The following is a 16,576-nucleotide window of genomic DNA, read 5'->3' as shown; positions in this document are numbered from 1 at the left end:
CATGAGGGGCCTGCGCGCATTCCTGCTGCATAACCGCCATCTGGCAGTGCTGCTGGTCGCGCTGGCGCTCGCCATGAAGGCCTTGGTCCCGGCTGGCTACATGGTCGGCGGCACCTCGCGCGCGATTACCATTCTGGTCTGCGCCGACAGTACCGGTGCACACTCGGCGGTTCAGGTCACCATCCCGCAAGGCGCTAAGGAAACCGCCGCCAAGGATCACAAGCCCTGCACTTTCGCAGGCCACGGCGCCGCTCTCCTGGGCGGGGCCGATCCGATCCAGCTCGCCGTCGCGCTGGCCTTCGTGCTGGCGCTGGGCTTCCTCGCCATCGCGGTCCCACGCCTTGCTCCATCGCGCCGCATCCTGCCGCCTCCGTGCGGCCCGCCCTCGGAAATCGCCACCTCGATAGCCTGACCGAACCGGTCATCCTGCCCGCCGTCTGAACCCAGACGCGATCGAAAGCGATTCCCGCATGACTACCCGCATACTCGCCGTGGCCCCTCTGGCCATGGCCTTCTCGCTCGCCACTCCTGCCCACGCCGAAGACGCCGCAGCCGAAGGCGCCGCGATCATCGTCATCGGTCATGGCGATGCCTCCATTGCCGAACAAGAGGCAGCCGCAACGCCCGGCGGTACCGATGTCGTTGCTTACGAAGACTTCGCCGACCGCACCGTGATTTCCTTGCGCGATACGCTGGCCTTTTCGCCCGGAGTCTACAGCCAGCCGCGCTTCGGACAGGAGGTCCGCATCTCGGTCCGCGGCTCGGGCCTCTCGCGCAGCTTCCACATGCGTGGCCTGACGCTGCTTCAGGATGGCGTTCCGATCAACCTTGCCGACGACAACGGCGATTTCCAGGAGCTTGAGCCAATCTTCCTCGATCATCTCGAGGTCTATCGCGGCGCCAATGCCCTTCGCTTCGGCTCAGGTACACTGGGCGGCGCGATCAATGGCGTAACGCCACGCGGCGACAGCGCGCGCGGTCTTTACGCCCGCTTCGATGGTGGCTCGTTCGGCCTCGCGCGAGGTCTGGTTTCCGCAGGCTTCGGCGATAGCACAGCCAGCGCCTGGGCCGGGATCAGCGCCGACCGCCACGATGGCGACCGGCAACACGCCAGTCGCCGATCCCTACGCTTCAACGGCAACGTCGGTCTCTCTCTGGCCGAGAACCTCAGCACGCGCTTCTACGTCACCGCCAGCCATATCCGGCAGGAGTTGCCCGGCGCACTCTCCCTTGCCGATGCCCTGACCACGCCGCAGAAAGGCAACTTCACCGGCGATCAGGAACGCAATATCGATTCCCTGCGCTTGCAGAACCGTACAGCCTTCGATCTCGGCCCGCTCGAACTCACTGTCGGTGGCTTCTACAACATCAAGCAACTCGATCACCCGATCTTCATGATGATCGACCAGAAGTCAGACGATCGCGGCCTCTTCGCCCGTGCCGAATGGGAGGCGGGGATTGTCTCGATCACCCTCGGCGGCGGATCCCGCTGGGGCACGACCCGCGCCCGGCAATTCATCAACAACGGCGGCAAGCGCGGCGCACTGACCTTCCGCGCACAGCAGCGCGCGCGCACGTCCTCCGCGTATGGGGAACTGCGGGTCTCTCCAGTGGAGAGTCTCACCCTGATTGCCGGGGGCATCTATGCCAATGGTGCTCGTCGGCAGGAACGCGAACTGCCTTCGACTGTCACCGGCAATGCCTCCTTCGATGCCTTCTCCCCCCGCTTCGGTGCACTGTGGATCCCGGCAGCAGGAGTTCAGGTCTATGCCAACTACAGCCGCTCTGCCGAATTCCCGACCTTCGTCGAGCTTGCCCAGCAAGCCGCCTTCGTGCCCGTACGCCCGCAACGGGCATGGACGGCGGAAATCGGCACGCGCGGCCGCCTGGGCACGTTGGAATGGGACATATCGCTCTATCGCGCCAACCTGACCGGCGAGATGCTGCAGTACACACCCGATGACAATGTCGGCATCCCCGCTGCCACGTTCAACGCAGGTCGCACGCGCCATCAGGGCGTCGAGGCCGGTCTCTCGTGGCAGCCGGCCGGCTGGCTCCGCCTTCGCCAGATCTGGCAGTATTCGGACTTCCGCTTCCGCGGCGATGTCCAGTTTGCCGACAACCACCTGCCTGTCGTCCCGCGCCATGTCCTGCGCAGCGAAGTCCGCTTGGGCGGCGATACCCTGCACATCGCACCCAGCCTCGAATGGGTCCCGCAGGGCGCCTTTGCGGACTATCGCAACACCGTTCGCGCGCCCGGCTATGCGCTTGTCGGATTAAGCGCGGGAGCCTCGCTGACGAGCGATATCGATCTCTTCGCCGACTTGCGCAACATCACTGGGAAGAAGGCCGTAGGCGACATCGCCGCCGTCATCACCGCATCTGGCACTTCGGCAATCTACTACCCGGCTGAGCGCCGCGCGGTCTATGCCGGCCTGCGCGCCAGGTTCTGACATCTTGACGAAGCGTGGTGGCGGCAGACAATGCTGCTGTCACCACACGGGCGCCAAGACTCCAGCATTGATCAGCAACGGGATCACCTGAGCATGCGCGCGCCCCATTGACCTCGTCGGCGAATCCGCGCAATAGCGCCCCACCTCGCATGAGGGGCGCTTAGCTCAGTTGGTAGAGCATCTCGTTTACACCGAGAGGGTCGGCGGTTCGAGCCCGTCAGCGCCCACCACCGTTCCCAGCCACATGCCTCATGCGATAGTCCGTGCGTCTGCGTGCTGTGCAAGCCGTGTGATTGCCAGTATCCTTGGGTCATGGTCCGGCGCGTACTCATCGCCTTATCGCTGACCGCCTTGACTGCCGGGTGCGTAGGGTCTCCCGAGCAGCCGGTGCGCAAGCCTTCGCGCTCGAGCACTGGAGCCTCGCTCAGCCAGTCCCCGCAGACTCGGGCCTGTCTCGCCAATCTTGGCGCTGCGCAAGCCCGCTTCACCCCGCTCGCCGACCAATACTACGGCGCAGGCTGCTCGACTCTCGGCACGGTCAGGCTTGAGTCCCTGCGTGCTGACAATGGCCTGCTGAACATCACCAATCTCGGCCCGGTGTCCTGCCCGGCCGCAAACGCGCTGCAAGGTTGGGCGCGTTTCGGGGTGGACCGTGCTGCCCGCCAGATCCTTGGCAGCCCGCTCCAGCGGATCGAGACCATGGGCAGTTATTCCTGCCGCAATGTTGCGGGCACCAGCCGCTTATCCGCGCACGCCACGGCCAATGCCATCGACATCGCCGCCTTCCGCCTGGCCGATGGCCGACGGATCAGCATCGTCAATGACTGGAACTCCCCCTCACCGCAGGTTCGGGCCTTTCTGCGCACGATCCGCGACAGCGCATGCAAGCGCTTCGGCACCGTGCTGACCCCGGATTACAACGCTGCCCACCGCGATCATCTGCATCTCGAACCGGGCGGCCTCAAGTCGTTCTGCCGCTAAAGCTGGCGTAAAAGCAAAGGGCGGAGGTTGCCCCCCGCCCTTCGCGTTCCGGTCAATCGTGCCAAATTGCGTCAGGCCGCGACGTCGTCCAGTCCGGTCGCCTCGATCCGCAGGCGGACCGCTTCGGCGGCATGGCGGGCGCCAAGCTTGCCCATCATCTTCATGCGGTGGATCTCCACCGTGCGCGGGCTGATGTCGAGCTCACGCGCAATTGCCTTGTTGCTCTGCCCTTCGGCAAGGCGATCGAGGACTTCACGTTCACGCAACGAAAGGCGGGCAATGCGCTGGCGCGCTTCGGCAGCACGGGCGCGCTGGGCGCGGTAGGCTTCGGCTTCGCGGCTGGCGCGGGCGACGGCTTCATTCAGGGGGCCGATCTGCGTCGGCATGGCGAGATAATCAAGCGCACCGGCCTTTATCGCACGGACCACCGCTGCCGTCTGGGGTGGCTCGGCAATTGCGATGACCGGCAGCCAGTGGCCCGCCTGCATCATCACCGAAATGAGCCGCGGGATGCCTTCTCCCACCGGCTCGTCCTGGGCCAGGACAAGGCCGCCGGAAGGTGCATGCGCCAGCAGTTCCTCAGCATTGGCGTAAATCTCGGCGTGATGGCCGGCAGCGAAGGCAAGCCGGGCCAATTGAGCCCTGCGGGCGGAATCCCCATCGAGGATGTGAAGAGTGACACGATCAACCATGACGCTCATTAAGCGCCTGATTTTTTGACTTTGCCACTTGGGTTAGCTTCGTAATGAACCAGAACTGACGTTCATCGGCCCGCTATAAAGGTTTTTCCTTAGGATGAACGCTTCCGGAACGGAGCATTTAGGGCGACGTTAACCAAGAAATGTGATGCAGCACACGAAATTCACGTGTTTTTCGTAGCGAGATCCAGCACTTAAGGACGTCTTGAAAGGTCGTCATTAACCAGACTGGACGTTTTCGAATCACCATTCTCGAATCGAGATTACAGAATTACCCCACGCCGATGTCGAACTTGTAATCCGGTAGCGAATGGAATGCCTGCCGCAGAGCTTCGCTCCAGCTGGAAGAGATGGATTTGAAATAGGGGTCGCTGGCAAGAATGCGACGCTGGTGCAGCGGCTCGAACCGATCACGCTCCATGACGAGCAGATCGAACGGCAGACCTACCGAAAGATTTGCCGCCACCGTTGAATCGAACGAGACCATCAGCAGCTTCACTGCGTCCTCGAAACTCATGGACCGATCGTAGCCGCGAAGCAGGATCGGTCGGCCGTACTTTGTCTCGCCGATCTGGAAGAACGGCGTATCGAAGCTCGCCTCGATGAAGTTCCCCTCCGGGTAGATCATGAACAGCCGCGGCTCCATGTCCTGGATCTGCCCGGCCACGATCATCGAAGCAGTGAAGCGCGGCCCTTCCGACCGCATTCCGTTGTCCTGCCGCCCTTCTATCACGTTGCGCAGGAGGTTGCCGACAAGCGTCGCCACCTGGAACATCGTCGGCGCCTCGAGGATCGATGGTCGCCGGTCGCTCGGCGCCTTGTTGCGCTCCTCGAGCTGCGAGATGACGGCCTGCGTCGTTGCCAGATTGCCGGCCGTCATGATCGTGATCTGCCGTTCTCCGGGAACGGACCAATGATGCATCTTCCGGAATACGGATATGTTGTCGACGCCCGAATTGGTCCGGGTGTCGCTCATCATCACCAGGCCCTTGTCGAGGATCATCCCCACGCAATATGTCATCGCCCTGCCCCGATCCCGCCTGGACTCAAACTAAAAATGGTGTGGCCTATTGTTCCACACGCTGCTGTTCCACGGCAAGCTTCACATGCATCGTTTCGTCAAGTGCGCCGTATCGGATACCTGTGATTGGGGCTGCATCCTGATAGTCACGACCGGTCGCCACGCGGACATAGCGGGCATCGGGGCTGATGCCGTTGGACACGTCAAAACCGACCCAGCCCAGCCCTTCGACATGCGCTTCCGCCCAGGCGTGGCCGGCGTCCTGCTCGATCCGGTCATTCATCATCAGGTAGCCACTAACATAGCGCGCCGGGATGCCCAGGGACCGCGCAGCGCCGATGAACACGTGCGCATGATCCTGGCACACGCCCCGCCCTGCTGCGAGGGCACCCTCGGCGGTCGTCTCCGCATTGGTGTGCCCGGTCGAATATGCGACCCGCTCGCGGATCAGCGCGGAGAGGGCATGCAGCGTGGCAAGCGTGTTCCCCTCCTGCGGCACGGCCGAGGCCAGCGAACGGATGCGTGGGCCAACCTTGGTCAGGTCGGTCGGTTCGAGAAACTGCCACATCGGCACAAAGCCGGAATGCTTGCCCATGATACCGGCTTCGTCGTTGGTGGCCACCAGCCCCTCACACCGGATCGTCACTTCCTGCACGCCCTGGTCGAACGAAATCAGGGCGACGTGATTGCAGTGCGCATCGTCGTACTCCACCTGAAGCTGCGCACCCTCGAATGACATCCGCCATTCCAGCACGCGCTGGCCAGCCGAAGTCTTCGGCTTCAACCGAAGCCTCTGCAGCCCGCGGCTGACCGGCCCGGAAAAGACGTAATGCGTGGTATGATCGATGGCGAGACGCATAGGACGGTGGCTCAATCGATGAAGCGGTAATCGCGCTGGATCTGCATCGCCAGCGTGGTGTTGTTGCGGATGAACGTGCCGATGAATTCGTGCAGGCCCTGCTCGAAGATCGCATCGATCGTCGCCTGATGGAACTGGCAATCGGCATCGCGCAGGATTTCATGGCAATGCATCTCGCTGCCATATTCCCGCGCAAGGCTGGCAAGATTCGAACGCAGCTTGGAATAGCAGAACGCCAGGCTGCGCGGAAAACGGCCATCAAGGATCAGGAACTCGGCAATGCCCCGCGGGTCCATCCGCCCGGCATTGAGCCAGCGATAGGCCCGCTCGCCCGCGACCGAGCGCAGCACGTTTTCCCACTGCACGTTGTCGAGGCTCGATCCGACATAGGAGATCGACGGCAGCAGCACGTAATACTTCACGTCGAGAATGCGCGCGGTGTTGTCTGCCCGCTCGATGAAGCTGCCCAGCCTCGCGAAGTTGTAGATCTCGTTGCGCAGCATGGTGCCTTCCATGGCCCCACGCACTTGCGTCGACTGGCGGCGTACAAGGTCGAGCACGTCGCCCAGCCGCGTCTCGGTCACTGGCCGCGCCAGCGCTTCCTTCAGCTTCATCCAGCCGTCGTTGACCGATTCCCACACCTCGCGGGTGATGCCGCCACGCACCATGCGGGCGTTGGTGCGCGCCATCTCGGTCATCTCCAGCACGCTGCCGGGATTGTCCTTGTCGCGCAGGATGTAATTGAACACGTGCGCGCCCGTGTACTCCGCGCCATACCGCGCCTCATAGCCCGGCCGCAGCCCCAGCGTGACGATGAGCGAACGCCATTCGTCCGAAGCATCGGAAGCATCGCGGGTCAGCGCCATGCGGAAGCCCGCCTCGATCAGGCGCGAGATGTTCTCGGCCCGCTCGAGGTAGCGGAACAGCCAGAAAATGCCGTTTGCGGATCTGCCTAACATTGGATTTCCTTAGGCATCAGTCGTCCAGTACCCAGCTGTCCTTGGTCCCGCCGCCCTGCGACGAGTTGACCACCAGCGATCCCTTCTTCAGAGCCACGCGCGTGAGGCCGCCCGGCGTGATGTCGATCCCGTTGGGGCTGACCAGCACGAACGGGCGCAGATCGACGTGGCGCGGCGCCAGCCCCGCCTTGGTCAGGATCGGCACGGTGGAAAGCGAGAGCGTGGGCTGCGCTATATAGTTCTCGGGCTTGGCGCGCAGCTTGGCCTCGAACGCCGCCAGTTCCTTGCGCGAGGATGTCGGCCCGATCAGCATGCCATAACCGCCCGATCCGTGAACTTCCTTGACCACCAGTTCGGCAAGATTGTCGAGCACGTACTTCAGCGATTCCGGCTCGGCACAGCGCCAGGTCGGCACGTTCTGCAGGATCGGCTTTTCGCCGGTGTAGAACTCGACGATCTCGGGCATGAACGAATAGATTGCCTTGTCGTCGCAGATGCCCGTTCCCGGCGCATTGGCAATCGTGATCCCGCCCGCGCGATAGACGTCCATGATCCCCGATACGCCCAGCACCGAATTGGGATTGAATGTCAGCGGATCGAGGTATTCGTCGTCCACCCGCCGATAGAGCACGTCGATCGGCTCATACCCGCGCGTCGTGCGCATTGCGATGCGCCCGTTCTCGATTCGCAAATCGCTGCCTTCGACAAGTTCCGCACCCATCTGATCGGCCAGAAAGGCATGTTCGAAATAGGCCGAATTGTAGATCCCCGGCGTCAGCACCGCGACGACAGGCTTCTTCCCATCGCACGCGGGCGGCGCACAGGCGGCGAGGCTGCGGGCAAGGCGGCGTGGATAGTCCGAAACCTCGCGCACACGAACACGAGTGAACAGTTCCGGGAACATCGCCATCATCGTCTCGCGGTTCTCCAGCATGTAGGAGACGCCGCTTGGCGTGCGGGCATTGTCCTCCAGCACCATGAAATCGTCCTCGCCAGTGCGGACAAGGTCGATGCCGACGATGTGGGTGTAGACCCCGCCCGGCGGCGTGAAGCCGACCATCTCCGGCAGGAACGCCACGTTGCCTTTCAGCAGCCGCGCCGGAAGCCTGCCCGAACGCACGATCTCCTGCCGGTGGTAAAGGTCATGCAGAAAGGCATTGAGTGCCCGCACCCGCTGCTCGATCCCGCGCGACAGCTTGCGCCATTGCTGCGCCGTGATGATCCGGGGCACCATGTCGAAGGGAATGAGGCGCTCTTCCGCGTCCTCGTTGCCATAGACGTTGAAGGTTATTCCGGTGCGACGGAAGAAAGCCTCGGCCTCGCTGCCCTTGCGTCTTAGCAGATCCGGTGGCTGCTCGTCGTACCACTGGCAATATCCAGCGTAAGCAGGCCGCACCGAGCCATCGGCGTTGAGCATCTCGTCATAGGACGAGGGCGAGGTTGTTTTCATAGGCACATCCCGTCTGAACCCCAAGCTTGCACAACGAATCCGCTTTGCCAAGCGCGCCAATGCTGCACTGCGAAATAAAGTTGGAGCCGGCGTGCCTGCAGCAATCGGGCATGGAATCTGGCAAGCAATTCCGCTTGCTTCGGCCTGCCTGGAATGAGACTTAATCGCTCAACTAAAAGTTCCGGGAGAACGGCGATGCCACAGGTCCACAAGCGCACCTGCCACATCTGCGAAGCCAACTGCGGCGTGCTGATCGAGGTCGAAGCCGGCAAGGTTCTTTCGATCAAGGGTGATCCTGACAACCCGTTGTCTCGCGGGCATATCTGCCCAAAGGGCACCGCCCTGCAGGACTTGCAGGAGGACCCTGACCGCCTGCGCAAACCCTTGAAGCGCGTCGGTTCGGACTGGCACGAAATCAGCTTTGAACAGGCCTTTGCCGAGATCGGCGAGAAGACCCGCGCCATCCTTGCCCGCGATCCCGGCAGCACGGCCGTCTACGTCGGCAATCCCAACGCGCACTCCTATGGCAACGCGCTCAACATCGGCTTTCTTGAAAAGGCACTGCGCACGCGGAACAAGTTCTCCGCCAGCACGGTCGACCAGATGCCCCATCAGGTCGCCAATCTGCGCCTGTGGGGCCACGCCAGCATGTTCCCGATTCCCGATGCGGACCGCACGCAGACTTTGATCATCCTCGGCGGAAACCCGATGGCGTCGAACGGCTCGCTGTGGACCGTCCCGGATTTCCGCAACCGCATGAAGGACTTGCGAGACCGGGGTGGCGAACTCGTCGTCATCGACCCGCGCCGCACCGAAACCGCCAGGATCGCAGACAGACATCTGTTCATTCGCCCGGCCACCGACGTCTGGTTCCTCGTCGCACTGCTCAAGGCAGTCATGGCGCGCAAACCCCACCGCCCCGTGCAGGATTTCGTCACCGGCCTCGACGAAGTCGGCGCCCTGCTGCAGCGTTTTGACAGCGAGGCCTGCGCCACGGCCTGCGGCATCGCCCTGCCTGAAATCGAGCGCCTGGCTGACCGCTTTGCCGCAGGGCCAGCCGCGCTCTACGGCCGCATGGGGATCGCCACGCAGGCGCATGGCACGCTGAACGCCTGGCTTATCTCCTTGATAAACATTGCCTCAGGCCAGCTCGATCGCGAGGGCGGCTGGGTGTTCGGACGGGCTGCGGTGGACACCGTCAGCGTCCTCCCGCCGGGCTCGATCGGCAAGCACACCTCCCGCGTTTCCGGCCACCGCTCGGTCCTCGGCGAATTTCCCGCCGCCGCCATGGCCGAGGAGATCGAGACGCCCGGCGAAGGCCAGATCAAGGCCCTGTTCGTCGTCGCCGGCAACCCCGTCCTGTCCACGCCCAACGGCTCGCGCCTGGCCAAAGCACTGGAATCGCTGGACTTGATGGTGTCCATAGACATCTACCGCAACGCCACCAGCGCCCACGCCCACTACGTCCTGCCACCCACTGGCCCGCTGGAGCGCGACCACTACGGCCTGTTCCTCCTGCCCATGGCCGCGCGCACCATTGCGGTCTATTCGCCCCCCACCCTGCCGCAGGCCGAAGGAAGCTTGCACGACTGGGAAATCCTCCGCTGCCTCGCCAGCGCGATCAGCGGGCAACCAGTGCAGGCACCCACCCCGCGCGAGGCGCTTGACGGACTTCTCCAAACCGGGCCCTACGCCCTCACTCTCCAACAGGTAGAAGCCTCGCCTTCGGGCATCGATCTGGGTCCACCGCCCACCGGTCAGTTACCCGCCCGCCTGCGTTCCGCCTCGAAGAGTGTGGCCTGTGCCATACCAGAGTTCATGGTTTGCCTCGGAGAGTTGGAAATCCCCGAAAATGATAATTCCGTTAGTTCTCTGAGACTTATCGGAAGACGCCACTTGCGCACCAACAACTCCTGGCTCGCCAACAGCCGCCGCCTCATCAAGGGCCCCGATCGCTGCACGGTGATGATCAATCCGGCCGACGCAGAACAACGCGGCATCGCTGATGGTGCCACCGTCAAGGTCCGCTCAAGTACTGGAGAAATAAGGCTTTCTGCCGAGGTCACCGAAGACATGATGCCCGGCACCGTCTCCATCCCCCACGGCTGGGGCCACGCCCTCCCCGGCGTCGCCATGGCCAATGCCCTCGGCAAACCCGGCGTCAGCGTCAACGATATCACGCTGAACGAAATCGACCCGCTCTCCGGCAACGCCGCACTGAGCGGCATCGCGGTGGAAGTGGAACTGGCTTGATCTCGCAGAAATCGTAATTCACACCAAGACAATCACTCCTCGGCAGCGAGCGATCTTTTCGACAGCTTTTGAACGGCATCCAGATGGTTGGCTATGGTACGCCAATGCGTGGACTGGCGGCGTCCTGGTCTCAGCTGAAGAGCGTGAAATCTACCTGCAGTTCAAACCTTTAGCGTTCAGACGAGCTCTGGCTGGACGAAAGCCTAGTTCACCGTGCAGACCATACTGGCCAATGTTTAAGCGCATGGTTGCAGCAATGCTCACTGGCGTTGATCCCGCATCTCCGCCAAATCAACGTCAGTAGGCAGCCACCAGCCGCTTCAGCATCGCGGCCACATCGGGGTGCGCGGCGAAGCCCAGGTGGGTGCAACGCATTGGAATTGCCAGGTCTCGCTCACCCTTGCGCCCGCAGGCGGAGCGGTGGGATACGATGCCGTCGCGGGGGCTCCACAGGGCGACAGTCGGCACCGGCGGCTTGGTTGCCATGTCGCGGCCGATGGGCGGTTCGTCCACCGAATGGCCCGCAATCAACTGGTAGGCGCGCCAGGCATTGTTGGCGCGGCGGTCTCCGGAAAAGGGCGTGCCCATGGTGACGACCAGCCGCACCGCTTCGGGGTGGGCCTTGGCGACCTCGCGCGCGAACAGGCCGCCGAGGCTCCAGCCGACCAGCACCAGCGGCTCGCCTTCCTTGCGCGCCATGGTGACGACACGTTCGCACAGCCGTTCGAAGCGGTCCTCAGTGGGGCCGAAGTTGAAGCCCAGGCCCCAGTCGCTGACGCGGTGCCCTGCGGCTTCAAGCGCAAGGCGCAGCGGCTTCATCCGCACCGGATGGGTGCCGAAGCCGGGCAGCAGCATCACAGCGCGCGATTCGCCGGCAGGTTCATCTTGCACAGGCATCTGCCGCGAGGCCTGCCAATGCTCTATCGGCGTGCGCAACTCACCCAGAAACGCCTGCCACTTCGGTCCACGCACATCCACAGGGCGCGACTGCAAGGCAAGACTTCCGCGCCGCGCGATCTCCTCGCGCAGCAGCGAAAGGCGGGCAGTCGCCTGCCCGAGTCCCGCCGCCCCTTGCTGAAGATTGAAGATCATTGCCATTGCCTGCCCGCTATCGACCGAACCAGCGATGAACGCCAGCATTTGGCAATTGTTTCAAATTCGCGTCAAGAATCGACAAGCGAGCGCGATATCAACCCTCGATGACGCGGCTCTGGGGATGGTGCTTGTCGAGATGCTTGCGCAGAATTCGGAGATTGCGCGAGTTCGAGCGGAAGAACAGGTCGAAGGCGTCGCCCACTAGCGGCACGGCGCCGAGTGCAGTGTCGAACGCAACATTCGCGCCCATGCGCCACAGCTTCCATTTTGGCAGGCCAAGGTTGCGCGCTTCCCACACAATGTAGGCGCCCATCGCGGCGGTCAGCACATCGCCAAGAACGGGGACAAGACCGGCAATCGCGTCCAGGCCAACCTCGCGCCGGATGCCGGGGATGGTGAAGCTGCGCTCCAGCACGCGCTCCAGCATTTCGACGCGCTGGCGAACCGAGGCGGGATCGTTGCCGATGCCCGGCAATTCCGGGCGTATGCGCTGGGGACGGTTGGCGGAAGCGGAGTGGTCCATGCCCCTTATCTGGGAAGCCATGCCATCGGCGGCAAGGGATGCCAGCCCCAGGGGTTCGCCGCGAAGCCCGATGTGCCGCTGCGGACCATCGACCAGCGCAAGGGCCGGGCGATAGGGATGAAACCGTTGGCCGCAGTGATTTCCGCCTCGGCCTCGGCCAGCAATGCGGCACGGGCTGCCGGATCGATCGATTTGCGGGCTTCGGCCACGCGCTCGTCTCCTACCGGACTGCACACCGCCTTCTGCACCGTGCATGACAACTGATTGAGAAACCACGTCGCACGGCCATATCGCGCGGCGATGTCGACGAGGCGCAGGTCTGCACGGTCACGCTCGCCCACGCGCCGGATCGACAGGCCGATGCGGGCAAAATCGCTTTGCAGCTGATCGAAGACCCGTCCTGAACCAGGTCCCGCCGGCATGGCTATATTCAGCGTCGGGATGGCCTTGCCCGCGCCTTTCCAGGCCGCAACGCGGCCGGCGGCCTGATTCTGGCGTTGCTCGACCGACATGCCCTGCCATCGTTCGCCAATCGTGCCGAGATCATCCTCGACATCGGGCGAAACGACGCGGGTGGTGCCTTGCCAGCCGCCGATATTGAAGCGGCCGATCACTGCTTCCCGGTCGATCGCCATGGCCAGCGCCTCTCGGTTGGCGGACGCGCCGAGAAAACCTTGGGTGCTATCGATCATCAGGCCAAACAGGCCGATGACCGGATCAAGCTGGACGTTGCCCCGCGTGAGCCCGATCGAGCCGGCCAGGGGCAGCGTATCGATCCGCCCACCGAGCAGGACATCGGCGTAACCGTCGTTGAAAAGAGCCACAGCCTTGTCGGGCGAGGCGAAAGTCAGTGCAAGCTTGCGCGCGCGCCGCGCGAAATCGGGCTGCTTGGGCAAGCCGCGCTGTTCGGGCGGAATGAGCGTGAAGATGCTGGCACCTTCCCCATCCTGTCCCTTCGCCATGGGCCCGGTGCCCTTGCCCTGCCACAGCAGCGCCATTTCAGGCTGGGCCAGCAATATCAGCAATTCTGGAACTGGAGCTGAAAGGTCTATCTCGATCACGCGATCGGCCATCACGCGCACTTCGTCGATCGCGGCCAGATCGAGCCCCAAGGCCCTGCCCTTCAACCCGGCAATCGTCTTGCGCAGGGCAGCGGCGGCAGCATCGGCGGTAATGCGCTTGCCATCGGGCCAGGTGCCGTCGCGCAGGCGGAAAATGTAGCTTTGCCCGTTGTCGGTAACGATCCAGCGGTCGGCCAGCGCGGGCACAACGCGGCCTCGCTCATCGAAGCTGACAAGGCCTTCGTGGGTGGCGGAGCGCAGGAGTTGCGCGGCAGGCGAAAGGCGCTGGCCAGACTCCTTGAGCGCGGAGGAATTGCCCATCACGGCAATTTCGAGGGTGCCTTCACGCGATTGGTCGCAAGCGCCGAGCGCAAGGGCCAAGGCAGTCATAACGGCATGGCGCGGGATCATGGCGCCAGCCTAAGCCAGCAGCGCGCCAGCGTCCAGAAGGTCAGATCTTGCGCAATGGCCCCGTCTGCGTGGCGATCGGGACCTTCACGAAACGCGGTGTCGAAGGCCCGTTGCCGACGGGAGCGCGAGCGAGCTTGGGATCGACCTCCTCGACGAAGGCAATGCCGAAACGGTTATCCTGAATCCAGGCAACAACCCCTTCGACCCAGCCGATGTTTCGCAAGTTTACCTGAACCGGAGTTCCCCGCATCACCTTCATCTCGCCTTCGGCCATCATGCCGCCTGCGGAAAGGTTGCGAACCTTTACGCGGTGCTCGGCCTCGCTCCCGGAAAGGCGCACTTCGGCCATCAGGAAAAGGCTGTCGCGCCCCAGTTGCCGATGGTCGATGTCTGTCACCAAAGGTCCTGTCTTCCTTCGAGGAAACCCACGCATGCCAACCCATGTGGGTCGGCACGCACCGAACTACCGATAATTCGTAGCTCTTTCCTAAACGTCGAGGGTAAACAAGAGGTTGCCACGGCGGTTTGTTAACCTGAATGTCATGGTCCCGGACAGGTCATGGCCGGGACCACAGCCTCACATGTCCCGCGAAATTTTTTCCCTGCGTTCATGCGCTTCCTGCGCCTCGACTGTCATCGTCGCGATCGGGCGGGCGATGAGGCGACCGAGGCCGATGGGCTCACCGGTCACTTCGCAGTAACCATATTCGCCTTCATCAATCCGGCGCATGGCGGAATCAATCTTGGCGATGAGCTTGCGCTGGCGATCACGGGTGCGCAGTTCAATGCCCCAGTCGGTCTCGCTCGAGGCGCGGTCGTTGAGGTCGGGTTCGCGGATCGGTCCGTCCTGCAGCGCGGTCAGCGTGCCAGCCGCGGCGGAAAGGATCGACTTCTTCCATTCCATCAGCAGGCGGCGAAACCAGTCCTGCTGGGCTTCATTCATGTAGGGTTCGTCGTCATTGGGAACATAATCGCTCGGCATCGCACGACGCGCTTTTGCCAGAACGTCAATCTCGTCACTCAAGACCCCAGCCATTCGGCCCTCCGCATAACAAGCTATCCGCCCCTCCCGGCCTGCATCATTCCCTTGTCAGGCGTGCAAGCTCTTGTCTTCGCGCGCCTATAGGATTGGCCCGTGACGCGCACAAGCACTTAGGCGGCCATGATGCATTAATGACGACTGAAGCGTGAGAAGACGCACAGGGTTTTCCCAATCTGTTTCATCCGAAAGCTGATTTGTTTCAGCATTAACCATTTGTTGACCAAGATCGTTGACCTTCGTCCTGTCGGAAGACCGGGGGTTCGGCCTTCCTTTCAGGGGGTAGAGGTTATGGGACAGACCTGGATAAAGCTGATTACCACGGAAGGGACACCGATCAGCGAATCGCGCGATGTTGCCGACATGCTGGTGGCAACTTGCCTTGCTGCCGCCGCTGCAGGCGACACGAGCGCGCTGTTCGATCTGGGCGTTGCCTATTCGACCGGCAGTCACGGCGTGGACTGCGACCTGATCGAGGCACACAAGTGGTTCAACCTTGCAGCCGTCGGCGGTCATGACGAAGCTGCCCAATGCCGGGCAGACGTCTCCGACGAGATGACCGCGCGCGAGATTGCCGAAGCGCAGCGCCGAGCACGTGAATGGCTGCGGGCAGGACGCGCGGCGGCTTGAACTGCCAATTCATCCCTTCCTGAACGGGGTCCGCTCTCCAAGATACATCTGGTCTTGCGCGATGCCTGCGCGTTCGCGTTCGAGAAAATCGGCGACCGCGCTGCGGAAGTTGGGATCGGCGATGTAATGGGCTGACCAGGTGCGGACGGGTTCGTAACCCCTTGCAAGCTTGTGGCCCCCTTGGGCGCCTGCTTCCACCCGCGACAGGCCGAGCGCGATGGCAGCATTGATTGCTTGATAATAGCAGAGTTCGAAGTGGAGGAAGGGCTTCTCCACCACTGCGCCCCAGTAACGGCCGTAGAGCGCGTCCCTGCCAATGAAGTTGAGCGCGCCCGCCACGGGTTCGTCGCCATCGAAGGCGAGGACGAGGAGGACCTTGTCGGCCATGCGTTCGCCGATCAGGTCGAAGGCGGCACGGGTCAGATAGGGGCGGCCCCATTTGCGCATCCCCGTATCCTGATAGAACACCCAGAACGCGTCCCAGTGTTGGGGGCGGATGGCATCGCCGGTCAGCTGGCGGATCTCGACGCCGTCCTGCGCCTTGGCCCGCTCCTTGCGCAGGTTCTTGCGCTTTTCGGAACTCAGCGCGCCGAGGAAGTCGGCAAAGCTTTCATAGCCACGGTTCTCCCAGTGGAACTGGATGTCCGAGCGGGGTAACCAGCCGGCCTGTTCGAACAGCGGCAACTGACCCGGCTCGATGAAGGTGGCGTGGGCTGAGGACAGGCCGTTGCTGTTACAGAGCTGTTCAGCGGCGCGCAGGAGCGGGATTGCGAGCTCCGGGCGATCTCCGAGCAGCAGGCGGGGGCCGGTGGCGGGAGTGAACGGAGCGCTGATCTGCAGCTTGGGGTAATAGTTGCCCCCTGCCCTGGCCCAAGCGTCCGCCCACGAATGGTCGAACACGTACTCGCCCTGGCTGTGGCTCTTGAGGTAAGCGGGCAGTGCTGCGGCGGGCTTGCCACCTTCGCCCTCGATCACGATGGGCAGTGGTGACCAGCCGGAGCGGCCGCCGACCGATCCAGAATCCTCAAGCAGTTTCAGGAAAGCGTGGGAAACGAAGGGGTTGCCGTCACCTGCAAGCCGGTCCCAGTCCTCGGCGGCGATTTCCGAGACGGACTTGTGGATGCGCGCGGTGTAAGTCACGCG

Annotated in this window: 16 protein-coding genes and 1 tRNA gene; 6 read left to right on the top strand and 11 right to left on the bottom strand. The window is 63.1% G+C overall.

From position 1 onward, the window contains the following. Position 1 precedes the first annotated feature (1 nt). The 4 genes from NJ75_RS06170 (at position 2) to NJ75_RS06155 (ending at position 3,434) form a co-directional block, all read left to right on the top strand. Complete coding sequence (locus NJ75_RS06170; RefSeq protein ID WP_039332576.1) at positions 2–412, top strand: hypothetical protein; 411 nt, start codon at positions 2–4, stop codon at positions 410–412. A 58-nt stretch (positions 413–470) separates the two neighbouring features. Next, positions 471–2,453, top strand: coding sequence for a TonB-dependent receptor family protein (locus NJ75_RS06165; RefSeq protein WP_039332575.1), 1,983 nt, complete (start codon positions 471–473; stop codon positions 2,451–2,453). Between the two features lie 154 nt (positions 2,454–2,607). After that, a tRNA-Val gene (locus NJ75_RS06160) sits at positions 2,608–2,683 on the top strand. Positions 2,684–2,765: 82 nt separating this feature from the next. After that, entirely contained in the window at positions 2,766–3,434 is a 669-nt protein-coding gene (locus NJ75_RS06155) for an extensin family protein (protein WP_052242108.1), read from the top strand. A gap of 71 nt (positions 3,435–3,505) precedes the next feature. Here the strand turns inward: NJ75_RS06155 and NJ75_RS06150 are convergent, their stop codons facing one another. The 5 genes from NJ75_RS06150 to NJ75_RS06130 form a co-directional block, all read right to left on the bottom strand. After that, the gene (locus tag NJ75_RS06150; protein WP_039332870.1) at positions 3,506–4,126 is read right to left on the bottom strand and encodes a response regulator transcription factor; all 621 of its coding nucleotides are present in this window, start codon (positions 4,124–4,126) and stop codon (positions 3,506–3,508) included. 277 nt (positions 4,127–4,403) lie between these two features. After that, the gene (locus tag NJ75_RS06145) at positions 4,404–5,153 is read right to left on the bottom strand and encodes a proteasome-type protease (RefSeq protein ID WP_039332573.1); all 750 of its coding nucleotides are present in this window, start codon (positions 5,151–5,153) and stop codon (positions 4,404–4,406) included. 46 nt (positions 5,154–5,199) lie between these two features. After that, on the bottom strand, positions 5,200–6,027 hold the full coding sequence (locus tag NJ75_RS06140) for a transglutaminase family protein (protein WP_369821047.1): 828 nt from the start codon (positions 6,025–6,027) through the stop codon (positions 5,200–5,202). Further along, the gene (locus NJ75_RS06135) at positions 6,024–6,971 is read right to left on the bottom strand and encodes an alpha-E domain-containing protein (protein ID WP_039332507.1); all 948 of its coding nucleotides are present in this window, start codon (positions 6,969–6,971) and stop codon (positions 6,024–6,026) included. Before NJ75_RS06135 ends, NJ75_RS06140 begins: the two co-directional genes overlap by 4 nt. 16 nt (positions 6,972–6,987) lie before the next feature. Then, complete coding sequence (locus NJ75_RS06130) at positions 6,988–8,421, bottom strand: circularly permuted type 2 ATP-grasp protein (protein ID WP_039332505.1); 1,434 nt, start codon at positions 8,419–8,421, stop codon at positions 6,988–6,990. Between the two features lie 195 nt (positions 8,422–8,616). Here NJ75_RS06130 and NJ75_RS06125 point away from each other — a divergent pair, with 195 nt between their 5' ends. Further along, positions 8,617–10,674 carry a molybdopterin oxidoreductase family protein gene (locus NJ75_RS06125; RefSeq protein WP_039332502.1) on the top strand — a complete coding sequence of 686 codons (2,058 nt, stop codon included), beginning with the start codon at positions 8,617–8,619 and terminating at the stop codon, positions 10,672–10,674. Between the two features lie 297 nt (positions 10,675–10,971). Here the strand turns inward: NJ75_RS06125 and NJ75_RS06120 are convergent, their stop codons facing one another. The 5 genes from NJ75_RS06120 to dksA form a co-directional block, all read right to left on the bottom strand. Next, the gene (locus NJ75_RS06120; RefSeq protein WP_052242151.1) at positions 10,972–11,766 is read right to left on the bottom strand and encodes an esterase/lipase family protein; all 795 of its coding nucleotides are present in this window, start codon (positions 11,764–11,766) and stop codon (positions 10,972–10,974) included. A gap of 97 nt (positions 11,767–11,863) precedes the next feature. Then, a complete protein-coding gene (locus NJ75_RS06115) occupies positions 11,864–12,292 on the bottom strand; it encodes a DUF4112 domain-containing protein (RefSeq protein WP_052242106.1) in 429 nt (142 codons plus the stop codon). A 5-nt stretch (positions 12,293–12,297) separates the two neighbouring features. Beyond that, positions 12,298–13,764, bottom strand: coding sequence for an ABC transporter substrate-binding protein (locus NJ75_RS06110; protein WP_039332500.1), 1,467 nt, complete (start codon positions 13,762–13,764; stop codon positions 12,298–12,300). 40 nt (positions 13,765–13,804) lie between these two features. Then, entirely contained in the window at positions 13,805–14,161 is a 357-nt protein-coding gene (locus tag NJ75_RS06105) for a PilZ domain-containing protein (protein WP_174544592.1), read from the bottom strand. Between the two features lie 180 nt (positions 14,162–14,341). Beyond that, positions 14,342–14,800, bottom strand: a complete 459-nt coding sequence (dksA, locus tag NJ75_RS06100; RefSeq protein ID WP_039332497.1) for an RNA polymerase-binding protein DksA — start codon at positions 14,798–14,800, stop codon at positions 14,342–14,344. A 294-nt stretch (positions 14,801–15,094) separates the two neighbouring features. Between dksA and NJ75_RS06095 the strand changes: the two genes are divergently transcribed. After that, positions 15,095–15,433, top strand: a complete 339-nt coding sequence (locus NJ75_RS06095) for an SEL1-like repeat protein (protein WP_039332496.1) — start codon at positions 15,095–15,097, stop codon at positions 15,431–15,433. Between the two features lie 9 nt (positions 15,434–15,442). On the opposite strand, the gene NJ75_RS06090 is transcribed toward NJ75_RS06095, so the two are convergent. Next, positions 15,443–16,573, bottom strand: a complete 1,131-nt coding sequence (locus NJ75_RS06090) for a GNAT family N-acetyltransferase (RefSeq protein WP_039332495.1) — start codon at positions 16,571–16,573, stop codon at positions 15,443–15,445. Positions 16,574–16,576 lie beyond the last annotated feature (3 nt).

This window comes from Novosphingobium subterraneum (assembly GCF_000807925.1).
GTDB lineage: Bacteria > Pseudomonadota > Alphaproteobacteria > Sphingomonadales > Sphingomonadaceae > Novosphingobium > Novosphingobium subterraneum.
This window is presented reverse-complemented; position numbering and strand designations above follow the sequence as displayed.

Excerpts from the sequence above, each read along its gene's own strand:
- NJ75_RS06155 (WP_052242108.1), top strand. The coding sequence starts at position 2,766 with ATGGTCCGGCGCGTACTCATCGCCTTATCGCTGACCGCCTTGACTGCC.
- NJ75_RS06150 (WP_039332870.1), bottom strand. The coding sequence starts at position 4,126 with ATGGTTGATCGTGTCACTCTTCACATCCTCGATGGGGATTCCGCCCGC.
- NJ75_RS06170 (WP_039332576.1), top strand. The coding sequence starts at position 2 with ATGAGGGGCCTGCGCGCATTCCTGCTGCATAACCGCCATCTGGCAGTG.
- NJ75_RS06110 (WP_039332500.1), bottom strand. The coding sequence starts at position 13,764 with ATGATCCCGCGCCATGCCGTTATGACTGCCTTGGCCCTTGCGCTCGGC.
- NJ75_RS06095 (WP_039332496.1), top strand. The coding sequence starts at position 15,095 with ATGGGACAGACCTGGATAAAGCTGATTACCACGGAAGGGACACCGATC.
- dksA (WP_039332497.1), bottom strand. The coding sequence starts at position 14,800 with ATGGCTGGGGTCTTGAGTGACGAGATTGACGTTCTGGCAAAAGCGCGT.
- NJ75_RS06125 (WP_039332502.1), top strand. The coding sequence starts at position 8,617 with ATGCCACAGGTCCACAAGCGCACCTGCCACATCTGCGAAGCCAACTGC.
- NJ75_RS06130 (WP_039332505.1), bottom strand. The coding sequence starts at position 8,421 with ATGAAAACAACCTCGCCCTCGTCCTATGACGAGATGCTCAACGCCGAT.
- NJ75_RS06165 (WP_039332575.1), top strand. The coding sequence starts at position 471 with ATGACTACCCGCATACTCGCCGTGGCCCCTCTGGCCATGGCCTTCTCG.
- NJ75_RS06135 (WP_039332507.1), bottom strand. The coding sequence starts at position 6,971 with ATGTTAGGCAGATCCGCAAACGGCATTTTCTGGCTGTTCCGCTACCTC.
- NJ75_RS06115 (WP_052242106.1), bottom strand. The coding sequence starts at position 12,292 with ATGGACCACTCCGCTTCCGCCAACCGTCCCCAGCGCATACGCCCGGAA.
- NJ75_RS06145 (WP_039332573.1), bottom strand. The coding sequence starts at position 5,153 with ATGACATATTGCGTGGGGATGATCCTCGACAAGGGCCTGGTGATGATG.
- NJ75_RS06120 (WP_052242151.1), bottom strand. The coding sequence starts at position 11,766 with ATGATCTTCAATCTTCAGCAAGGGGCGGCGGGACTCGGGCAGGCGACT.